Annotated in this window: 21 protein-coding genes; 8 read left to right on the top strand and 13 right to left on the bottom strand. The window is 36.5% G+C overall.

Going from position 1 to position 17,879, the window contains the following annotated elements:
* On the bottom strand, positions 1 to 564 hold the full coding sequence (locus FI644_RS21985) for a YhcN/YlaJ family sporulation lipoprotein (RefSeq protein WP_142108825.1): 564 nt from the start codon (positions 562 to 564) through the stop codon (positions 1 to 3).
* Between the two features lie 142 nt (positions 565 to 706).
* Here FI644_RS21985 and FI644_RS21990 point away from each other — a divergent pair, with 142 nt between their 5' ends.
* Together FI644_RS21990 and crcB are read left to right on the top strand one after the other, a co-directional pair.
* Entirely contained in the window at positions 707 to 1,090 is a 384-nt protein-coding gene (locus FI644_RS21990; protein WP_053476129.1) for a fluoride efflux transporter FluC, read from the top strand.
* Positions 1,091 to 1,462 (top strand): fluoride efflux transporter CrcB, encoded by a 372-nt coding sequence (gene crcB / locus FI644_RS21995; protein WP_142108826.1) that lies wholly within the window; start codon positions 1,091 to 1,093, stop codon positions 1,460 to 1,462.
* A 24-nt stretch (positions 1,463 to 1,486) separates the two neighbouring features.
* Here the strand turns inward: crcB and yidC are convergent, their stop codons facing one another.
* Together yidC and FI644_RS22005 are read right to left on the bottom strand one after the other, a co-directional pair.
* On the bottom strand, positions 1,487 to 2,272 hold the full coding sequence (gene yidC, locus FI644_RS22000; protein ID WP_053476127.1) for a membrane protein insertase YidC: 786 nt from the start codon (positions 2,270 to 2,272) through the stop codon (positions 1,487 to 1,489).
* A gap of 29 nt (positions 2,273 to 2,301) precedes the next feature.
* Positions 2,302 to 2,592 carry a hypothetical protein gene (locus FI644_RS22005; RefSeq protein WP_053476126.1) on the bottom strand — a complete coding sequence of 97 codons (291 nt, stop codon included), beginning with the start codon at positions 2,590 to 2,592 and terminating at the stop codon, positions 2,302 to 2,304.
* Positions 2,593 to 2,765: 173 nt separating this feature from the next.
* Here FI644_RS22005 and FI644_RS22010 point away from each other — a divergent pair, with 173 nt between their 5' ends.
* Positions 2,766 to 3,689 (top strand): lysylphosphatidylglycerol synthase domain-containing protein, encoded by a 924-nt coding sequence (locus FI644_RS22010; protein WP_053476125.1) that lies wholly within the window; start codon positions 2,766 to 2,768, stop codon positions 3,687 to 3,689.
* A gap of 27 nt (positions 3,690 to 3,716) precedes the next feature.
* On the opposite strand, the gene FI644_RS22015 is transcribed toward FI644_RS22010, so the two are convergent.
* Complete coding sequence (locus tag FI644_RS22015) at positions 3,717 to 4,298, bottom strand: biotin transporter BioY (protein WP_142108827.1); 582 nt, start codon at positions 4,296 to 4,298, stop codon at positions 3,717 to 3,719.
* A 172-nt stretch (positions 4,299 to 4,470) separates the two neighbouring features.
* Here FI644_RS22015 and FI644_RS22020 point away from each other — a divergent pair, with 172 nt between their 5' ends.
* Together FI644_RS22020 and nadE are read left to right on the top strand one after the other, a co-directional pair.
* A complete protein-coding gene (locus FI644_RS22020) occupies positions 4,471 to 5,946 on the top strand; it encodes a nicotinate phosphoribosyltransferase (protein ID WP_053476123.1) in 1,476 nt (491 codons plus the stop codon).
* An 11-nt stretch (positions 5,947 to 5,957) separates the two neighbouring features.
* Complete coding sequence (gene nadE, locus FI644_RS22025; RefSeq protein WP_056684711.1) at positions 5,958 to 6,782, top strand: NAD(+) synthase; 825 nt, start codon at positions 5,958 to 5,960, stop codon at positions 6,780 to 6,782.
* Positions 6,783 to 7,064: 282 nt separating this feature from the next.
* Here nadE and FI644_RS22030 read toward each other — a convergent pair whose 3' ends face one another.
* The 4 genes from FI644_RS22030 to pflB form a co-directional block, all read right to left on the bottom strand.
* Positions 7,065 to 7,286 carry a hypothetical protein gene (locus FI644_RS22030; protein WP_142108828.1) on the bottom strand — a complete coding sequence of 74 codons (222 nt, stop codon included), beginning with the start codon at positions 7,284 to 7,286 and terminating at the stop codon, positions 7,065 to 7,067.
* A gap of 22 nt (positions 7,287 to 7,308) precedes the next feature.
* Positions 7,309 to 8,388, bottom strand: coding sequence for a hypothetical protein (locus FI644_RS22035; protein WP_142108829.1), 1,080 nt, complete (start codon positions 8,386 to 8,388; stop codon positions 7,309 to 7,311).
* A 95-nt stretch (positions 8,389 to 8,483) separates the two neighbouring features.
* Positions 8,484 to 9,212: a pyruvate formate-lyase-activating protein gene (gene pflA / locus FI644_RS22040; protein ID WP_053476119.1), complete on the bottom strand. Its 729-nt coding sequence runs from the start codon at positions 9,210 to 9,212 to the stop codon at positions 8,484 to 8,486.
* Between the two features lie 83 nt (positions 9,213 to 9,295).
* Positions 9,296 to 11,521 (bottom strand): formate C-acetyltransferase, encoded by a 2,226-nt coding sequence (gene pflB / locus FI644_RS22045; RefSeq protein ID WP_142108830.1) that lies wholly within the window; start codon positions 11,519 to 11,521, stop codon positions 9,296 to 9,298.
* A 468-nt stretch (positions 11,522 to 11,989) separates the two neighbouring features.
* Between pflB and safA the strand changes: the two genes are divergently transcribed.
* Positions 11,990 to 12,502, top strand: a complete 513-nt coding sequence (safA, locus tag FI644_RS22050; protein WP_053476117.1) for a SafA/ExsA family spore coat assembly protein — start codon at positions 11,990 to 11,992, stop codon at positions 12,500 to 12,502.
* Between the two features lie 39 nt (positions 12,503 to 12,541).
* Here safA and FI644_RS22055 read toward each other — a convergent pair whose 3' ends face one another.
* The 3 genes from FI644_RS22055 to modA form a co-directional block, all read right to left on the bottom strand.
* A complete protein-coding gene (locus FI644_RS22055; RefSeq protein ID WP_053476116.1) occupies positions 12,542 to 12,994 on the bottom strand; it encodes a cupredoxin domain-containing protein in 453 nt (150 codons plus the stop codon).
* Between the two features lie 99 nt (positions 12,995 to 13,093).
* Positions 13,094 to 13,747 (bottom strand): molybdate ABC transporter permease subunit, encoded by a 654-nt coding sequence (gene modB, locus FI644_RS22060; protein WP_053476115.1) that lies wholly within the window; start codon positions 13,745 to 13,747, stop codon positions 13,094 to 13,096.
* A 5-nt stretch (positions 13,748 to 13,752) separates the two neighbouring features.
* Positions 13,753 to 14,568 (bottom strand): molybdate ABC transporter substrate-binding protein, encoded by an 816-nt coding sequence (modA, locus tag FI644_RS22065; protein ID WP_053476114.1) that lies wholly within the window; start codon positions 14,566 to 14,568, stop codon positions 13,753 to 13,755.
* A gap of 119 nt (positions 14,569 to 14,687) precedes the next feature.
* Between modA and FI644_RS22070 the strand changes: the two genes are divergently transcribed.
* Positions 14,688 to 15,620, top strand: coding sequence for a substrate-binding domain-containing protein (locus FI644_RS22070; RefSeq protein WP_053476113.1), 933 nt, complete (start codon positions 14,688 to 14,690; stop codon positions 15,618 to 15,620).
* A gap of 46 nt (positions 15,621 to 15,666) precedes the next feature.
* On the opposite strand, the gene FI644_RS22075 is transcribed toward FI644_RS22070, so the two are convergent.
* Positions 15,667 to 15,909, bottom strand: a complete 243-nt coding sequence (locus FI644_RS22075) for a YkuS family protein (protein ID WP_172797639.1) — start codon at positions 15,907 to 15,909, stop codon at positions 15,667 to 15,669.
* Positions 15,910 to 16,022: 113 nt separating this feature from the next.
* Here FI644_RS22075 and FI644_RS22080 point away from each other — a divergent pair, with 113 nt between their 5' ends.
* Entirely contained in the window at positions 16,023 to 16,160 is a 138-nt protein-coding gene (locus FI644_RS22080; protein WP_075209152.1) for a YuzL family protein, read from the top strand.
* A 50-nt stretch (positions 16,161 to 16,210) separates the two neighbouring features.
* Here FI644_RS22080 and FI644_RS22085 read toward each other — a convergent pair whose 3' ends face one another.
* Complete coding sequence (locus tag FI644_RS22085) at positions 16,211 to 17,830, bottom strand: ABC-F family ATP-binding cassette domain-containing protein (RefSeq protein WP_053476111.1); 1,620 nt, start codon at positions 17,828 to 17,830, stop codon at positions 16,211 to 16,213.
* Positions 17,831 to 17,879 lie beyond the last annotated feature (49 nt).

A 17,879-nucleotide genomic window follows, 5' to 3' on the forward strand; every position in this document is an offset into this window, starting at 1 on the left:
TTACCGTTGATTATTTACATTTGAAGGAAACATCCTGCGGACACTTTCTGTGAACTCTTCAAATAAACCTTCCATTGGTTCCCCATTACGAATATCATTTGAATAGGAAGTCATTCGATCATAAAAATCTGGGTTTGCTGATACATATACATCGTCAATCTCTTGATCAACCGCTTTCACCTGATCAGCAATCTTTCTTTCAACTACACGTGTTAACTCAACACCTTCACCAAGCTGTGCGGCAACATAAGCATTATCATCTGTAACAATTACATTGACATCTTTTACTTCTGGCATAGCCGCAATTCGATCTGCTGCTTTATCAGCTACTCTCATTCTCGGTGAATCATTATTGTCATTTTGCGGGTTATTTCTCACCCGGAGCAAAGGATCACGGTCGTTCAGATCATTTGTACCATTAAAGCGATTCCCATCATTTACACGTACAGGATCCGTTACATCACGGTTTCCGAGAGCTGTATCATTTCCATTGTTATTTGCCCCGCATGCAGTTAGGAAAACAGCCGTTAAAGCTGCAGTAATCATCCATTTATATTTCAACATTCACTCACTCCTTTCAATTCATTCATATCTATTTTTCCTACTTAAATAGTAGTTATCCATGCTTTATTTTTCATAATGATGAGATTTTTTCCTTATGAATGATATGATAGGAAGGTAAAAGTGTGGAAAGCAGGGAAGAAGCATGACTTATGTTTTTATTGGAATTGGCGGGATTGTCGGCAGCTTGCTACGCTATTTTATTTCTGTTTGGTCTGATCATTTATGGATCCATGCTTTTCCATTTGGAACCCTTATTGCAAATTTGACCGGATCGTTTTTCTTAGGTGTTTTCACGAGGATGTACAGTGAAAATGAGAAGGAAAACCGCATGTTAGTTCTGTCAATTGGTACAGGAGCAATCGGTTCTTATACAACCATGTCAACCTTAAACACGGATATAATCAATCTCATTGATAATGGAGAAATTAGTCTGGTGTTTCTATACATTTTGATTAGTTTATTTGGAGGGCTGGGGGCAGCTTGGTTAGGCTACTTCCGTACATTAAAAAAGAGAGGACATAAATAGATGTTGTTTCATATATGTTTAGTTGCAATAGGTGGATCTTTTGGAGCCATTTGCCGCTTTTTAGCAACTTCTTATCTTCAAAGAAAATACCCAGGAAAGATACCATTTGGTACTTTAACAGTAAACTTGATGGGCTCCTTTTTATTAGGCTATCTACTCGGGGCAGCAGAAGATGATAAGTTGACCTTACTTCTTGGAACAGGTTTTATGGGCGCTTTTACAACGTTTTCAACCTTTAATTTAGAAGCAGTAAAGCTGCTGGAAGGCAGAGAAAAAACGTCAGGACTCTTTTATATTGCAGTTACCTATGCAGGAGGAATTACCCTTGCTTTCCTTGGGATGCTTTTAGGAAAAATAGGAAAAGGAGTATAGCATATCGGCTATACTCCTTCATTGTTAATTTGAGCTTACTTCTGTATTTTTTGATTTCTCGGATGGATAAAGTTTTCTCCCAAGCAGAGTTTGCAAGGTTAAGAAAATACCTCCGACTGTCCAATACAAAGGCAAAGCAGCTGGTGCATTTAATGAAATTAAAACAATCATAATAGGGGAGAGAAGCCCCATAAACTTCATTTGCTGCTGAGTTTGAGCAGGCATATTCGCCTGTGAAACTTTGAACTGTAAGTAATAAACGATCCCAGCAACAGCTGTTATCCATATATCTGAATGACCAAGATTAAACCATAAAAACGAATGGGCAGCGATTTCCTCAGAGCCTCTAATCGCATAATAAAATCCCATTAATATAGGCATTTGAATTAGGATTGGAAGGCACCCCATATTAAGCGGATTGACATTATGCTTCTTGTAAAGGGCAAACATCTCTTGCTGTAGCTTTTGCTGTTCTTTCTGATCCTTCGCTGCTTTTAATTTTTTTTGGATGTTATCCATTTCTGGCTTAAGAACATCCATTTTCTCTTTCATTATTTGCTGTTTTTTATATTGTTTTAACATTAAAGGCATTAACAATAATCGAATGGCAAGTGTAATCACAATAATTGCAATCCCATAATTATCATGAAAGAGAACAGCCACTCCATGGATTAAAGAAGCAAATGGTTCAACAACGAACTTTTGGAAGAAACCATCGCTATTTTGAGTATTTGGTGCGCTACATGCGGATAAAAGCATTGTTCCCGCTGCAAGCAACAAAAATAAATGAATGTTTTTCTGATTTTTCATATTTGTCACTCCTCATAATAGTTAATAAATCATGTAACAATTAGAGGAGAAGCACCTTCTGGATCATCACCAGGACTTTGTTTGCTACGAATGCATTTAATCATCCAAATTAATAATGGATTTCTATATTTATAATAAAATAACTGCTGAATCGGTAAATTGGTTGATGTTTCTAATTTATTTGCAGTATTTAATGAGTCATAAAAATGATATTCAATCTTCCAAACCCAAAGAAACTTAACTATCATTCCTAAAAGAAAGCTTGCATAAATTGTGTATTCAGTGGGAATATTCGAAATATCAATTAAAAATTCAGTCATGTTTTTTCACCTCATTACTTAAGGCCAATGGGTAAATTATAGAGTAAATTATCGTTTTAAGCAATTAAGAACATTATCCATTGATTTTTGATACTCAAGGTTTCCTGTTGAACACAAGGGAATAGAGTAATAGAATAGTAGGTAGACTGATTAATTTAGAACGGTGGGGTATTTTGTTATTACCAAAGCAAAAAACACTCGTGAAATATTTAAAAATATTGATTCCCATTTTTATATTATTCATACTTGCCTTTGAATCAAAGGAAATTTTCAAAGATTTTAATTGGCAGCTGCTTAATCATTATTTGGACAAGCTTGCATTAAATAAACTTTTATTTATTTTATTCCTTGGCTTAATTTCCCTTACTCCAATGTTTTTCTATGATGTCATTTTACTTCAAATTTTTCATATATACATACCGAAAAGAAAGCTCATCTTTTTTTCGCTTGCAGCTAATGCTTTTTCTAATCTTATCGGATTTGGCGGAGTTGCAGGAACAACATTGCGATCCTTTTATTATAAATCTCACGTAAGGAATGACACACCATATATCCAGACAATTGCTAAATTATCACTGTTTTATTTGTCAGGACTTTCCATTCTATCCTGGATCACTGTCTTTTCCGACATGCATGTTTATTCCGAAGTGAAATTTATTAAGATTGCTGTCTTAGCCATTGCCTTATACACGCCTATTCTCTTGATCGTATTCTTTCTTAAAAAGTCCTTTTGGAACTTAGGACATGTAAAACGAGGCTATATTAGTGAATTAATGGCTGTCTCTATATTTGAGTGGTTATTTGTTGTCATCTGTATATGGGGAATCGCAAATTTTTTAGGTGTGTCTGTCCCTTTTACGAAAGTATTTCCAATTGTAATCATTTCTGCATGTGCTGGTATTATAAGCCTGATTCCTGGGGGAATTGGCTCCTTTGATCTCGTTTTTCTAATTGGAATGGAGACAAAGGGTGTGCCTGCAGAACTTAGCCTGTTAATTATAATGTTTTACCGTCTAAGCTATTACATCATTCCAGCTATTTTGGGGACGCCATTTATTATGAGGCATTTTATGGTGAAGAAACATATACGAAAATAGGGGCTGTTGATCAACAGCCCCTTACTTTTATAGTGATTCTTGCTTAATATTAGGATGAGTGGAAAATAAGAGGTTTGCAGAAACTAATCTTTTTCGAATGATGATGCCGATCCATGATGCAAGTGCTGCTTTAATCAAACCAACTACGAGGAACGGAGTAAACCCGCCAGCTAAAGCCATTGTCCATGTAAGATCCGCTGATATTTTTAGCCAAGTGGTTCCAAATGCTAAAGTAATGATCATCCCGATTGTATTTGCAATCATTGCATTTTTAAAAGTAAAACTTGTTTTTTCCATATAGAAGCCTATGATAAATGCTGCTGGTACAAAACCAACTAAAAAGCCACCTGTTGGTCCAACCAATTTAGAAATTCCACCTGAAAGTTCTGCAAATACAGGTACACCAGTTGAACCAATGATTAAATATAGTAAAACTGAAAGCGTTCCATAGCGGGAACCGAGAATCGTTGCAGCTAATCCGATGGCCAGTGTTTGTCCAGTTATCGGAACTTGCGGGAGGGGAATTGTTATTTGTGCCAAAACACCGATAATAGCAGCGAATAATGCAGTAACAATCATAGATCTTAATTTCAGTTGCTGATTTGTCATCTCCGTACTCCTCTCTATGTTAACTATAAATACAATAGAGTTAACAATATTAAAATAATATTTTCTTAATCTTTTGTCAAGCTCTTTTTCCTTGATGTAACATGGCTTGTGTAATCATACTTATTTCAGGGTAATATAACAATACTAATCGCTTACAAGGGGAGGTAAATTTATGAGCACATCATATAATGATGACAGTCTTTCTTTACATACAGATTTATACCAAATTAATATGGCAGAAACGTATTGGAATGACCATATTCATAATAAAAAAGCAGTCTTTGAAGTTTATTTTCGTAAAATTCCCTTTGGGAATGGATATAGCATATTTGCTGGCTTAGAAAGAGTCATTGAATTTATTGAGCAATTCCGTTTTTCAGACAGTGATATCGCCTATTTACGTGATGAATTGCATTATAAAGAAGATTTTCTTGAATATTTACGCTCCCTTACATTTACAGGTTCCATTCGTTCTTTAGAAGAAGGGGAGCTAGTATTCGGGAATGAACCAATTATGCGAGTAGAGGCACCGCTTGCGCAGGCACAATTAATTGAAACAGCCTTGTTGAACATTATTAATTATCAAACATTAATTGCAACGAAGGCCGCGCGAATTAAAGAAGTCGTTGGTGAGGAAATAGCGATGGAGTTTGGAACAAGACGGGCACATGAAATGGATGCTGCCATTTGGGGAGCAAGGGCTGCTTATATTGGCGGCTTTCAATCCACATCAAATGCAAGAGCTGGGAAGAAATTTGGCATGCCTGTTTCTGGTACACATGCACATGCACTCGTACAAGCATACCGTGATGAATATACAGCTTTTCATAAGTATGCTGAAAGACACAAAAATTGTGTATTTCTTGTAGATACATATGATACATTGAAATCCGGAATACCAAATGCCATAAAAGTAGCTCAAGAGCTGGGGGATAAGATTAACTTTGTCGGTATTCGGCTAGATAGCGGTGACCTTGCTTATCTATCAAAGGAAGCCAGGAAAATGCTTGATGCTGCAGGTTTCTATCAAACGAAAATTATCGCCTCTAATGATCTAGATGAATATACAATCTTGAATTTAAAGGGGCAAGGTGCGAAAATTGATGTATGGGGAATTGGAACAAAATTGATTACTGCGTATGATCAGGCTGCACTTGGAGCGGTTTACAAGCTTGTTTCAATAGAAAATGAAGCAGGAGAAATGGTAGACACAATTAAAATCAGCGGCAATCCTGAAAAAGTTACAACACCCGGACTAAAAAGAGTGTATCGAATCATAAATAAAAAATTCAAAAAATCTGAAGGGGATTACATTGCTTTAGATTTTGAGAATCCACAAGAAGAAAAACGTCTGAAAATGTTCCATCCTGTTCATACATATATCAAGAAATTCGTTACAGATTTTGAAGCAAAAGAGCTCCATAAAGATATCTTTTTTAATGGAAAACGTGTATATTCATTGCCAGCACTTTCATCCATTCAGCAATATGCGAGGGGAAATTTAAATCTCTTATGGGAAGAGTATCGAAGATCATTAAATCCAGAAGAGTATCCAGTCGACTTAAGTCAAAAATGTTGGGACAATAAAATGAAGCATATTGATATGGTTAAACAAAAGGTAAAAGAGTATTTAGAAAAGAAAAAATAGGGGGAAGAGAAATGACTTTACAAAAAGAAATCATGCAAAGCCTGCATGTAAATCCAGCTATTGATCCAAAAAACGAAGTTAGAAGACGAATTGACTTCTTAAAAGAGTATCTCATTCGTACAAAAGCGAAAGGGTATGTCCTTGGAATAAGCGGTGGGCAGGATTCCACACTAGCCGGAAGATTAGCACAGCTGGCGGTTGAGGAACTCCGTAATGAGGGGCATAGTGACGTATTATTTATTGCAGTCCGTCTTCCTTATGGTGTACAAGCAGATGAAACCGATGCTAAGTTAGCTTTATCCTTTATTAAAGCTGATTACGAATATATATTTAATATTAAAGCAGCGGTCGATGAGGTCCAAAAAGAATTTAACTCTAGTATCCAAAGCCAGCCGTTAAGTGATTATCAGAAGGGGAATGTAAAGGCAAGAATGAGAATGATTGCCCAATACGCTTTTGGCGGAGAAAAAGGACTGCTAGTTATTGGAACGGATCATGCTGCAGAAGCGATCACAGGATTTTTTACAAAATATGGGGATGGAGGGGCGGATGTCACCCCATTAACAGGATTAACAAAAAGACAGGGGAAAGCACTGCTGAAAGAATTAAATGCGGATGAAAGATTGTATTTAAAAGTACCAACTGCCGACCTTCTTGATGAAAAACCAGGACAAGCAGATGAAACTGAGCTAGGAATTACATATGAAGAATTAGATGATTACCTTGAAGGGAAGCAAGTATCTGCAGTTGTCGCTGAAAAAATTGAAAAACGCTATTTAATTACCGAACATAAAAGGCAAATTCCAGCATCGATGTTTGATGGGTGGTGGAAATAAAGCAAACGCTTGGGGATCCAAGCGTTTTTTTAAAAAGATAAGAAAGTATAAACTTGAAGTTAGAGAAATGTCTAGCACAAGCGTCCTATCGCCTATCAAACTTCAGGTCCTCTCCCTACGATAAGTCGACATCAATTCGCTTCACTCATTGTGTCTCCTATATCGAAAAAACCGGTCCTTCCAGTTCGTACAGCGATGACCAAGGTGCTTGCGCATTTCTCATACCCAATATGTAATTGAATCCATGATGCCAATCAACAATAGAATCAAACCCGTCATCCTTTAAATAAATTGACCAATTTTCTTATTTTTCCTCATTAAGGCTCCGTCAATGCCCAATACATAAATGATCATTAAAAAAACGATAAGTGGGACAGAGGTGCCAATCGCAAAAATTGGAGGAAGAAAGGCTCCATAAGATGAATTCAAAACTAAAGGCATAAGCCCAAAAAAGAATAGTGAGAACATCGTCGGACAAAACGAAATAGAGAAGGTTGCCCCCATTAAAAATGATCCCGTTTTCCGTTTACTCAGAAACAGTTTCAACCATCACGATTCTTTTTTGAATAGCTTGATAAAAACCATCTGGATCATCAACATTTAAAATGATACGTTTAACTTCCTTTTTTATCCCGTAAGCGAAGTTCACCACTTGAGGCTCCTTTAGATTTATTTCAAATTGTGGCTTTTCTTGAAAAAAATCGATTACCCTTGCATCAAATAGCTCATTCAGCTCTTTTTTATTCAACTTTTCCGGTCCATCGTAATATTTAATTTCTTTTATTATTTCTAAAGGAAGCTCCATGCTTTTGGAAAAGCCCGGTTGAAGGAGAAGACAATCTTTTGAGAGAACAAAAGGGGTAAGACGAATCGCATGAATTTCAGCCAGAAAATATAGAATGGCATATAAATTAAGAAATAGAAGAATGTAAGAAGCCATTTCATTCCATTGATGAAGAAAATAATGGAAGCCAATCGATTCAATGACTGTCGCATGAATGAGCATAATATAAACGGCATTAACACTCGTCTTTTTATGATAAGTATAGGAATGACCATTTTGAATATTTACCTTTTTTCGCCAAGCAAAGAGGGAATAATAGAATATGGATAACTCCGACAAGAACACAGCGATTAGACGATTATTCGGCAAATGATTTTTAACAGTTCTCTTAACATTTAATTGAAAAAGTGAATCTTGATTTGAAATGGACCGATAATTTCTAATAAGTCTAGGTAACTTGGATATAACCTTGTAAAGAATGAAGAGTTCAACTAGAATGAGCAGTCCTTCCGAAAGGAAAACAATATATGGCAAAAAGGAATATTGAGAAAAATGCTCATTCGGAATAATAAAGTAAGCAGCCCCATAAGAGGCAGCAATTACGAATCCCAAGTACTTAAGTGAATATCTCTTCCGGATGATAAAAAAGTATGCAAGCAAAGGAATCACAATCATGAAATCGAGTATAGATCCAATAACCGCACCACTGGGAACTGGACCTAATACTGGTATTCTAAATAAAATATAATTAGCAGCGAGTATGAAACTAATAAAAATGAAAAATAGAAGAATTTTAGTTTTTTTTGTGTTTTCATTTGTCAAATATAACCACTCCTTCCATTTAATTATACTGTATTTGAAGAAGAAGAAAAACAAAAATGCAGCAATGGCCAAATGCTGCATTTTAGAAAAGTGTGTTAGCTTTTTGTAAGGATTCGGAGAGCCCTTGCAGTTTTTTCTTTGTTTGGCGGCTCGATCTCTTTTAAAGGATAGTCTAGACCGAGCGCTTCCCATTTGTATACACCAAGCTTATGGTAGGGGAGGACTTCAACCTTCTGCACATTTTTTAATGAACGGATGAACTCACCTAGTTTTTTTAAGTCCTGTTCATCATCTGAAATGGTTGGAACAAGTACATGGCGAATCCAAACCGGTACCTCATGGTCAGATAAGTACCAAGCAAATGATAAGATATGTTCATTGGTTAAACCAGTCAGCCTTTTGTGTTTCTCTTTATCAATCTGTTTTAAGTCGAGTAGAACGAGATCAGTATATTGCATTAACTCTTTTAATTGTTTTTGAAATAACGGTGCCTTGGAATAACAGCCACCTGATGAATCAATTGCGGTATGAATCCCAGCATTCTTGCATTCCTTAAAGAGTTCAATAAGGAAGGGGATTTGTAGTAGTGGTTCACCTCCGCTAACAGTAATGCCACCCCCAGATGCTTCAATGAAAGGAAGATAGGATTTTATATCAGACATGATTTCAGAAACAGACATTTGCTTGCCTGTGCCTATCTCCCACGTATCGGCATTATGGCAAAATTGGCAGCGGAGCAGACAGCCCTGTGTAAATACCACATATCGAATGCCTGGTCCATCAACGGTTCCAAATGTTTCAATTGAATGTATGTTTCCGATCATGATAATCTTCCTTTCATTTGAACGGTAAGTGAGTATGAGAGTTTGACAAGGATACCGATTACATTTTTACTTCCGTTTTTTTATTACATAGTCTCGTGAAACGTACGATTTATAACGTCCAGCTGCTGTTCTTTCGTCAGCTTAATAAAGTTTACCGCGTAACCTGATACCCTGATTGTTAATTGCGGGTATAATTCTGGTTGCTCCATTGCATCTACCAATGTTTCCCGATTAAAGACGTTCACATTTAAATGATGCCCAGATTTAATTGTGTAGCCATCAAGTATAGACACGAGATTACGAACACGGCTTTCATTATCTTTACCTAACGCATTAGGCACAATCGAAAAAGTATTTGAAACACCGTCCAATGCATATTGATAGGGGAGCTTCGCTACTGAAGAAAGGGAAGCGAGTGTACCTTTCGTATCACGGCCATGCATTGGGTTAGCTCCTGGTGCAAACGGTTCACCCGCACGTCGTCCATCAGGTGTATTTCCCGTTTTCTTTCCATACACAACATTTGACGTAATTGTTAAAATAGACAATGTATGAACAGAATCACGATAGGTTTGATGCTTTTTCAGTTTTTTCATAAAGCGTTTAAGAATATCAACCGCAATGCTGTCTACACGATCATCATTATTCCCGTATTTGGGATAATCACCTTCAGTAATGAAATCAACTGCTAAACCATTGTCATCACGAACGATTTTTACCTGTCCATATTTGATTGCGCTTAATGAATCAGCAACAACACTTAGCCCCGCGATACCCGTTGCCATTGTACGAATAACATCAGAATCATGAAGCGCCATTTCAATTCTTTCATAGCTGTATTTATCATGCATGAAATGGATAATATTTAACGTATTAATATATAAATCCGCCAGCCATTCCATCATATGATCAAATTTATTCATCACTTCTTCGTAGTTAAGCAGTTCTCCTGTTATCGGTGCATATTCAGGTCCGACTTGAGCATGTAGCTTTTCATCTTTCCCTCCATTAATTGCATAGAGAAGGGCTTTCGCTAAATTGGCACGTGCACCGAAGAATTGCATTTGTTTACCAATTTTCATCGCTGAAACACAGCAGGCAATTCCGTAATCATCTCCGAATTCGGGAAGCATAATGTCGTCATTTTCATATTGAATAGAGCTTGTCTCAATGGACATTTTTGCACAATATTCCTTAAAGTTTTCAGGCAGTTTCGCAGACCAAAGAACAGTTAAATTTGGTTCTGGTGCTGGACCCAGGTTATTTAAAGTATGAAGGAACCGGAAAGAATTCTTCGTTACTAAAGGGCGTCCGTCCAATGCCATCCCGCCAATTGATTCCGTTACCCATGTTGGATCCCCACTAAACAATTCATTGTAATCTGGTGTTCTTGCAAATTTAACAAGACGAAGCTTCATAACAAAATGATCGACAAGTTCTTGCGCTTCTTGTTCAGTCAACACACCGTTTTGAAGATCTCTTTCTAAATAAATATCAAGGAATGTCGATACACGGCCAAGACTCATCGCTGCACCATTTTGTTCCTTTATTGCCGCAAGGTAGGCAAAATATAGCCACTGAAATGCTTCTGCTGCATTGCTGGCAGGATCTGAAATATCAAAGCCATAAATCAATGCGAGCTGCTTCAATTCTTTCAATGAACGAATTTGTTCTGATATCTCTTCACGAAGCCTAATATTCGTTTCTGCCATTACACGGCTCGTTGCTTTTAAATCTGTTTTCTTTTCCTTAATTAGTGCATCAACACCATAGAGCGCTACTCTGCGGTAATCTCCAATAATTCTTCCGCGTCCATAAGCATCTGGTAAACCTGTAATAATTCCGGCTTTACGAGCAAGCTTCATTTCATCTGTATAAGCATCAAATACACCTTGATTATGTGTCTTCCTATATTCAGTAAAAATCTTTTCCATTTCTTTACTAGCTTCATAGCCATAGGATTCGCAGGCGGAAATTGCCATCCGTACACCACCATAGGGCTGAAGGGAGCGTTTAAAAGGCATTTCTGTCTGGAAGCCGACAATTTTTTCTTTATCTTTATTTAAATAACCTGGTCCATGTGAAGTGATTGTTGAAACGATTTCAGTATCCATATCAAGGACACCGCCACTTTCTCGTTCCTGCTTAGTTAGTTCCATCACTTGATTCCAAAGGGAAGTCGTTGAATCAGTTGGACCTTCAAGAAAGTTTTCATTTCCAAGGTATAGAGTGAAATTGTTTATTATAAAATCACGGACATTTACTTCTTTTTCCCAATTTCCAGTTTTAAAGCCTTTCCATTGTTCCATTGTCAATCACCTCGGGTTAATGTTGTATGATACAGGTGCTAAGAACATCTACAATTTGAGTATAACAGATAATTAGTGAAGACAATCACAAACTTTTCGACTGAATTGTGAACATTGATATATCAATGGTTAGATGAAGGTAAATTTGTTAATGTTAAAATTACTCCTTCTATTCTTGATGGACTGTATTATAACTGATACAAAAAATAGTAACCCTGTTATATAAATTCTACTTATCATTAATAAGATTAAACTTTTACCAAAAGAAGAATACAACTAATATGGAAAAATGACGAAATGAATAGGCAGCATTTACCGGTTTAATAGAGTAAGTGAGTTTGGTTTAATAGAATTATGAAAACAATTAAAAAGATTTCACTCACTATTTTGTTGTCTGTCGCTCTAGCCTTTGGACTTTCTATTCATGCAAGCGCTTCTACCATACATACTGTACAGTCCGGTGATACCATGTGGAAAATTGCTGTTAAATACCAAGTAGGTGTTACTGAGATTATCAATGCAAACTCGCAAATTTCTAATCCTAACATGATTTATCCGGGACAAAAAGTAAATATTCCAAGCTTATCAGTAGCTACAACAAGTGTAGAAGATCAAGTTGTACAGCTTGTTAATCAGGAAAGAGCTAAGTATGGACTAAACCCGTTAAAATCAAATTGGGAGCTTGCAAGAGTTGCAAGATACAAATCTCAGGATATGATTGATCGAAAATATTTCGACCACAACTCCCCAACTTATGGAACACCATTCCAAATGATGAAGAGCTTCGGCATATCATACCGTTCGGCTGGAGAAAATATTGCAGCTGGACAGGCTACTCCATATGAAGTCGTTCAAGCATGGATGAACAGCGAAGGGCATCGCAAAAATATTCTTTCAAGCACTTTCACTGAAATCGGCGTCGGTTATGTAAAAGGCGGCTCCTATGGTCATTATTGGACACAGATGTTTATTTTTAGATAATATAAAAAAGACACCGGATTTTTTCCGGTGCCTTTTCTATTAATCAACTACAATGTATGCAATCATCGGTCCGTTTTGTGATTTATCATGATGTGTATGACAAATTAGCCGGTAAACTCCATCTTTTCTAAATTGAAGTGGAACAATGGTTTCCTCGCCTTTTTTCACTATGCCTTCAATATCTGTTCCCTCAATAGAAAAAGGATGCTCTGCACCATTTACACCAGAGATCATTAAATTCACTTTTTCTCCTTTTTCCATAAAGATCGTCCCAGGGTCCCAGCGATATGATTCTATTTCTTTGCCATCGGGCATTGTAGCATTAAATTCCCCTGTAACCATATGAATCTCACGAACTTCATCCTCCGTTTCCTGATTAAAAACTGTTTCAGCACCCGTATTCAAAATTAACCAAATAGATGCCGATGCAACAACAGTAATTAAAATAAGAAACACAATAATGGACCGTTTTTTCAACACAAAAAATGGCATTTTTTCTCCCCCTTACAAATGGTTGTCTATTATTATAGATATGCAGGGAGGGGGGGAGAACTTGTCTACTTTATGATTATTTTCATTGATTTAATCAAACTATTTAATTCTAGTAACAATAAGTAACATAAAAAACGAAATTAAAATCATGGTTAAAACAAGAAGCCACGCAAGCTTCATATTTCCTGATTCAATTGACATATAAATTGCAGTAGACATCGTTTGTGTCTTCCCAGGAATATTTCCGGCAAACATTAATGTGGCACCAAATTCACCTAAAGCTCTTGCAAAGCTAAGTATGGCGCCAGAAATTAGAGAGTGATAAGCAAGAGGCATTGTCACTAGAAGAAATACTTTCCATTCTCCAGCTCCATCTACTCTTGCGGCCTCTTCTACAGCAGGATCAATAGTTGAAAATCCTGTTTTTGCAGACTGATACATAAGTGGCAAAGCAACAACTGTTGACGCAATTACACCAGCCCACCAAGTAAACATCACTGGCTGGTCGAAAATCCACTCTATCCATTTACTCACAGGACTTGTATTCCCAAAAAATACAATTAATAGAAAACCAATAACGGTTGGCGGAAGCACAAGAGGAAGCAAAAGGATTGTTTCAGCGATGACTTTCCCTTTAAACTTCTTTTTAACCATAAATTTTGCTAGGAGAATCCCAAGTATAAAAACAATAATAAGTGACACGAAAGCAATTTTTAATGAGAGTTGTACTGGTAAAAAAAATGAATCATTCATTCCAATCAATCCATTACAATAAATCCGTATTTTTCAAATATTTTTTTAGCGGATTCCTCTTGAAGGAATTGAAAAAAGTTTTCGGCTTCTTGCATATGTTTCGTTCCTTTCAAAATGCCTACAGGATAAACAATAGGATCGTGATTATTGCTATTAGCTTCTTCAACGATTTCAACTTTGTCTGACATTAATGCATCGGTCTTATAAACAATCCCTGCATCGACATTTCCAGTTTCTACATATGTTAACACTTGTCTCACATCTTTTGCAAAGACAAGTTGATTCTCCATTTTATTCCAAAGATTCATATTTTCAAGCGTTTGTTTCCCATATTTTCCAGCAGGGACCGCTTCTGGTGTACCAAGGGCCAGTTTTCCATCCTCAAAGTTTGTCAGATCTTTAAAACCTTTTACCCGATGATCTGATTCTTTTGGTATGATTAAGACAAGCGAATTTTGTAAAAGATCTTTCCCTTTTGTTTTTTCAATAAGATCTTTTTTTATAAGGTCATTGTATTGATCCTGCGCTGCTGAAAAGAAGAGATCAACAGGGGCACCTTGAATAATTTGCTTCTGAAGCGATCCTGAGCCGCCATAATTAAAGAAAAGCTTAATATTTTTGTTTTCCTTTTCAAAGAGAGGCTTCATTTCATTCATCGCATCTTCTAGACTAGCAGCAGCCGAAACCGTAAGTTCTACAGTTTCTGCTATATCTGCATCTGCTGTCTTTTTAGATGGATCATCTGTTTGCTTATTTGAGCATCCACTGATAATCAGCATGAACAGCAAAGACAGAATAAACATTAAACTTTTACATTTCATTTTTCAATCATCCTAACTATTTATATTTTTATTTAACAAGTTATAATTAATTATAATTAGTTATAACTAATTATAACAGTAATATTTATCACATTATTAAAAATGATTGGATGGATTCTATGTCTGATAATGATGTTTCATACACAATTGAAGAAGTTGCTTCCTTATTAAAAGTCTCTAAGCTAACTGTTTATGATTTAATAAAAAAAAATGAATTGCCATCCTATCGGGTCGGCAGGCAAATGAGAGTGGATATGAAGGATTTAGAAGAATATAAAAATAGGAAGAAAACAGGAGGGAGCATAAGAGTACCTGTTAGTAAACAGAGCATTCCTGAAATCCAGCCGAAATCCTTTGTAATTAGCGGGCAGGACCTAGCATTAGACTTACTTGCCAAGCAGCTGGAAAAGGGGGAGACTGAGCTGCGTCCTTTACGTGTATATTCCGGCAGCTTAAACAGTTTAATATCGATGTATAATAACCAATGTGATTTAGTGAGCCTCCATCTTTTTGATGGAGATACAGGGACATATAATATCCCATACGTAAAAAAAATCCTGACGGGTTTTCCGTTTATTGTCATTAACTTTTTATCAAGATGGGCTGGTCTCTATGTAAAAAACGGGAATCCGAAAAACATAAAAGGATGGGCTGATTTAAACAGAGAAGATGTAAAAATTATTAACCGTGAAAGAGGTTCCGGGGCAAGAATCCTATTGGATGAGCAGCTGAGAGTTCATGGGATTAAGTCAAGTGAAGTCAATGGCTATTATCGTGAAGAAACAAGTCATTTAACTATCGCATCAGCGATTGCTGGGGAAAAAGCAGATATAGGAATTGGGATTGAAAAGGCTGCAAAAATTGTTGGAGTTGAATTTATCCCTCTAATTAAAGAACGATATGATCTTGTGTTAATAAAAAGGGAAGAGAATAAAGATATCATTCAACAAATTAAAGACATACTAAGCTCAGGGGAAATGAAAAAAGACATACATTTAATGGGTGATTATGATATTACAGAAACTGGAAAAGTGATGTATGAAACGTTTTAAAAATTAAAAGACTAAAGAGGAAAAATCTTTAGTCTTTTTATCATGTTTATTGTAATCTTGATTCCACCTGTGAACAAACCTCATCTGCTGTTAAGCCGCTAGCCTCAATAACTGGGGCTTTTGTCGATACGTCCTGCATCCCCATTACATTAGAATCAATTCCGCTTACAACACAGCAGGAGCAATTTTCGGCATCGGCAGCCGATTTCAAATCGATGACATCATATCCTTTTTCACGAAGAGCCTCTGAAACATTCGTTAACGATTGTTCAACTGCAATTTTTTTCATAATAAATCACACCTCCTATGTTGTATAATTCCTTTTCTCTCCCCCAATTATTCAACTTTTTTAAGTATAAAAAAGAAAAGAGATTCAAAAAGTAAGGGTGGAGGTGATACATATTGGGAAAGCGTAAAAAGGATCCATCAAAGGCAGGATTGAGCTCCCCGGAAGTAAAAGGGCAGGGGACAACGAATATAGAAACAGGTAATTTCGCCTCATCTTCAGCTCGTCATAAAAAGAAGAAACAGGATATATAAAAAAGAAATCGGCTCTCTCGCCGATTTCTTCCATTCTTTTATTAAATTTCTTATTTATACATATCAGCAATTTGCTTTTGCAAATCCCCATTCTCTAAATATTCATCATATGTCATTTGTTTATCAATCATGCCATTTGGAGTTAATTCGATAATCCGATTGGCAACTGTTTGAATGAACTGATGGTCATGGGAAGCGAAGATCATTGACCCTTTAAAATTAATTAATCCATTATTCAATGCAGTAATCGACTCAAGGTCTAAATGGTTCGTCGGTTCATCAAGCAATAGTACATTTGCACCACTTAACATCATTTTTGATAGCATACAGCGAACCTTTTCTCCTCCAGAAAGAACACTAGATTTCTTCAAAACTTCTTCACCAGAAAATAGCATACGACCTAGGAAGCCTCGAAGGAAACTTTCACTTTGGTCATTCGGTGAAAATTGACGAAGCCAATCAACAAGATTTAAATCACTGTTTTCAAAGTACTTGGAGTTGTCTTTCGGAAAATAGGCTTGAGATGTTGTTACTCCCCATTTAAATGAACCACTATCCGCTTCTAATTCCCCAGCAATAATTTTAAATAAAGTAGTCTTTGCAATCTCATTTGTTCCAACAAGTGCAATTTTATCATCTTTATTCATAATGAAGCTAATATTATCTAATACTTTAACTCCATCAATGGTCTTGCTGATTCCTTCTACACGAAGTAGATCATTCCCGATCTCCCGTTCAGGTGTAAAGCCGACAAATGGATATCGGCGAGAAGAAGGCTTAATATCATCAAGTGAGATTTTATCAAGGAGTTTTTTACGAGATGTTGCTTGCTTTGATTTTGATGCATTTGCACTAAAACGAGCAATAAAGGCTTGAAGCTCTTTAATTTTCTCTTCCTTTTTCTTATTGGCATCTTGAGCCATCCTTGAAGCAAGTTGACTGGATTCATACCAGAAATCATAGTTTCCAACATAGATTTGAATTTTCCCATAATCAAGATCGGCAATATGTGTACATACTTTATTCAAGAAATGACGGTCATGGGAAACAACAATAACTGTATTTTCAAAATTGATTAAGAATTCTTCAAGCCATTGAATCGCTTTGATATCCAAGTGGTTTGTCGGTTCATCCAAAAGGAGAACGTCTGGCTTGCCAAATAATGCCTGTGCAAGCAATACCTTCACTTTTTCAGAACCAGATAAATCAGCCATTTTTTTATCATGAAGATCTTCTCCAATACCTAGACCTTTTAGAAGAATAGCTGCTTCAGACTCAGCTTCCCAACCGTTAAGCTCAGCAAATTCACCCTCAAGCTCTGCGGCCTTCATTCCATCTTCATCCGTAAAATCTGCTTTCATATAGATCGCATCTTTTTCCTGCATAACCTCATACAGACGAGTATGACCCATAATCACAACCTTTAATACTTCGAATTCCTCATACTCGAAGTGGTTCTGTTTTAATACCGCCATACGCTCACCAGGTCCAAGCTGAACATTACCCGTTTGGGCTTCTATTTCCCCTGATAAGATTTTTAGAAAGGTTGATTTTCCCGCACCATTTGCTCCGATTAAACCGTAGCAGTTACCGGGAGTAAATTTAATATTCACATCTTCAAACAGCTTACGATCGCCATAGCGAAGACCTACATTACTTACCGTTATCATCTATTTATATTCCTCCAAAAAACATAATCCTATAAATTATAACATTTTC

The sequence above is a fragment of the Cytobacillus solani genome, from assembly GCF_006704205.1.
Lineage (GTDB): Bacteria > Bacillota > Bacilli > Bacillales > Cytobacillaceae > Cytobacillus > Cytobacillus solani.

Coding starts and splice junctions, on each gene's coding strand:
- FI644_RS22015 (WP_142108827.1), bottom strand. CDS start 4,298: ATGACAAATCAGCAACTGAAATTAAGATCTATGATTGTTACTGCATTA.
- FI644_RS21990 (WP_053476129.1), top strand. CDS start 707: ATGACTTATGTTTTTATTGGAATTGGCGGGATTGTCGGCAGCTTGCTA.
- FI644_RS22075 (WP_172797639.1), bottom strand. CDS start 15,909: ATGAAAAAAATTGCAGTTGAACAATCGTTAACGAATGTTTCAGAGGCT.
- modA (WP_053476114.1), bottom strand. CDS start 14,568: ATGAAATGTAAAAGTTTAATGTTTATTCTGTCTTTGCTGTTCATGCTG.
- yidC (WP_053476127.1), bottom strand. CDS start 2,272: ATGAAAAATCAGAAAAACATTCATTTATTTTTGTTGCTTGCAGCGGGA.
- FI644_RS22085 (WP_053476111.1), bottom strand. CDS start 17,830: ATGATAACGGTAAGTAATGTAGGTCTTCGCTATGGCGATCGTAAGCTG.
- crcB (WP_142108826.1), top strand. CDS start 1,091: ATGTTGTTTCATATATGTTTAGTTGCAATAGGTGGATCTTTTGGAGCC.
- FI644_RS21985 (WP_142108825.1), bottom strand. CDS start 564: ATGTTGAAATATAAATGGATGATTACTGCAGCTTTAACGGCTGTTTTC.
- pflB (WP_142108830.1), bottom strand. CDS start 11,521: ATGGAACAATGGAAAGGCTTTAAAACTGGAAATTGGGAAAAAGAAGTA.
- modB (WP_053476115.1), bottom strand. CDS start 13,747: ATGAATGATTCATTTTTTTTACCAGTACAACTCTCATTAAAAATTGCT.
- safA (WP_053476117.1), top strand. CDS start 11,990: ATGTGGAAAATTGCTGTTAAATACCAAGTAGGTGTTACTGAGATTATC.
- FI644_RS22005 (WP_053476126.1), bottom strand. CDS start 2,592: ATGACTGAATTTTTAATTGATATTTCGAATATTCCCACTGAATACACA.
- FI644_RS22030 (WP_142108828.1), bottom strand. CDS start 7,286: ATGGGGGCAACCTTCTCTATTTCGTTTTGTCCGACGATGTTCTCACTA.
- pflA (WP_053476119.1), bottom strand. CDS start 9,212: ATGATCGGAAACATACATTCAATTGAAACATTTGGAACCGTTGATGGA.
- FI644_RS22055 (WP_053476116.1), bottom strand. CDS start 12,994: ATGCCATTTTTTGTGTTGAAAAAACGGTCCATTATTGTGTTTCTTATT.
- nadE (WP_056684711.1), top strand. CDS start 5,958: ATGACTTTACAAAAAGAAATCATGCAAAGCCTGCATGTAAATCCAGCT.
- FI644_RS22020 (WP_053476123.1), top strand. CDS start 4,471: ATGAGCACATCATATAATGATGACAGTCTTTCTTTACATACAGATTTA.
- FI644_RS22070 (WP_053476113.1), top strand. CDS start 14,688: ATGTCTGATAATGATGTTTCATACACAATTGAAGAAGTTGCTTCCTTA.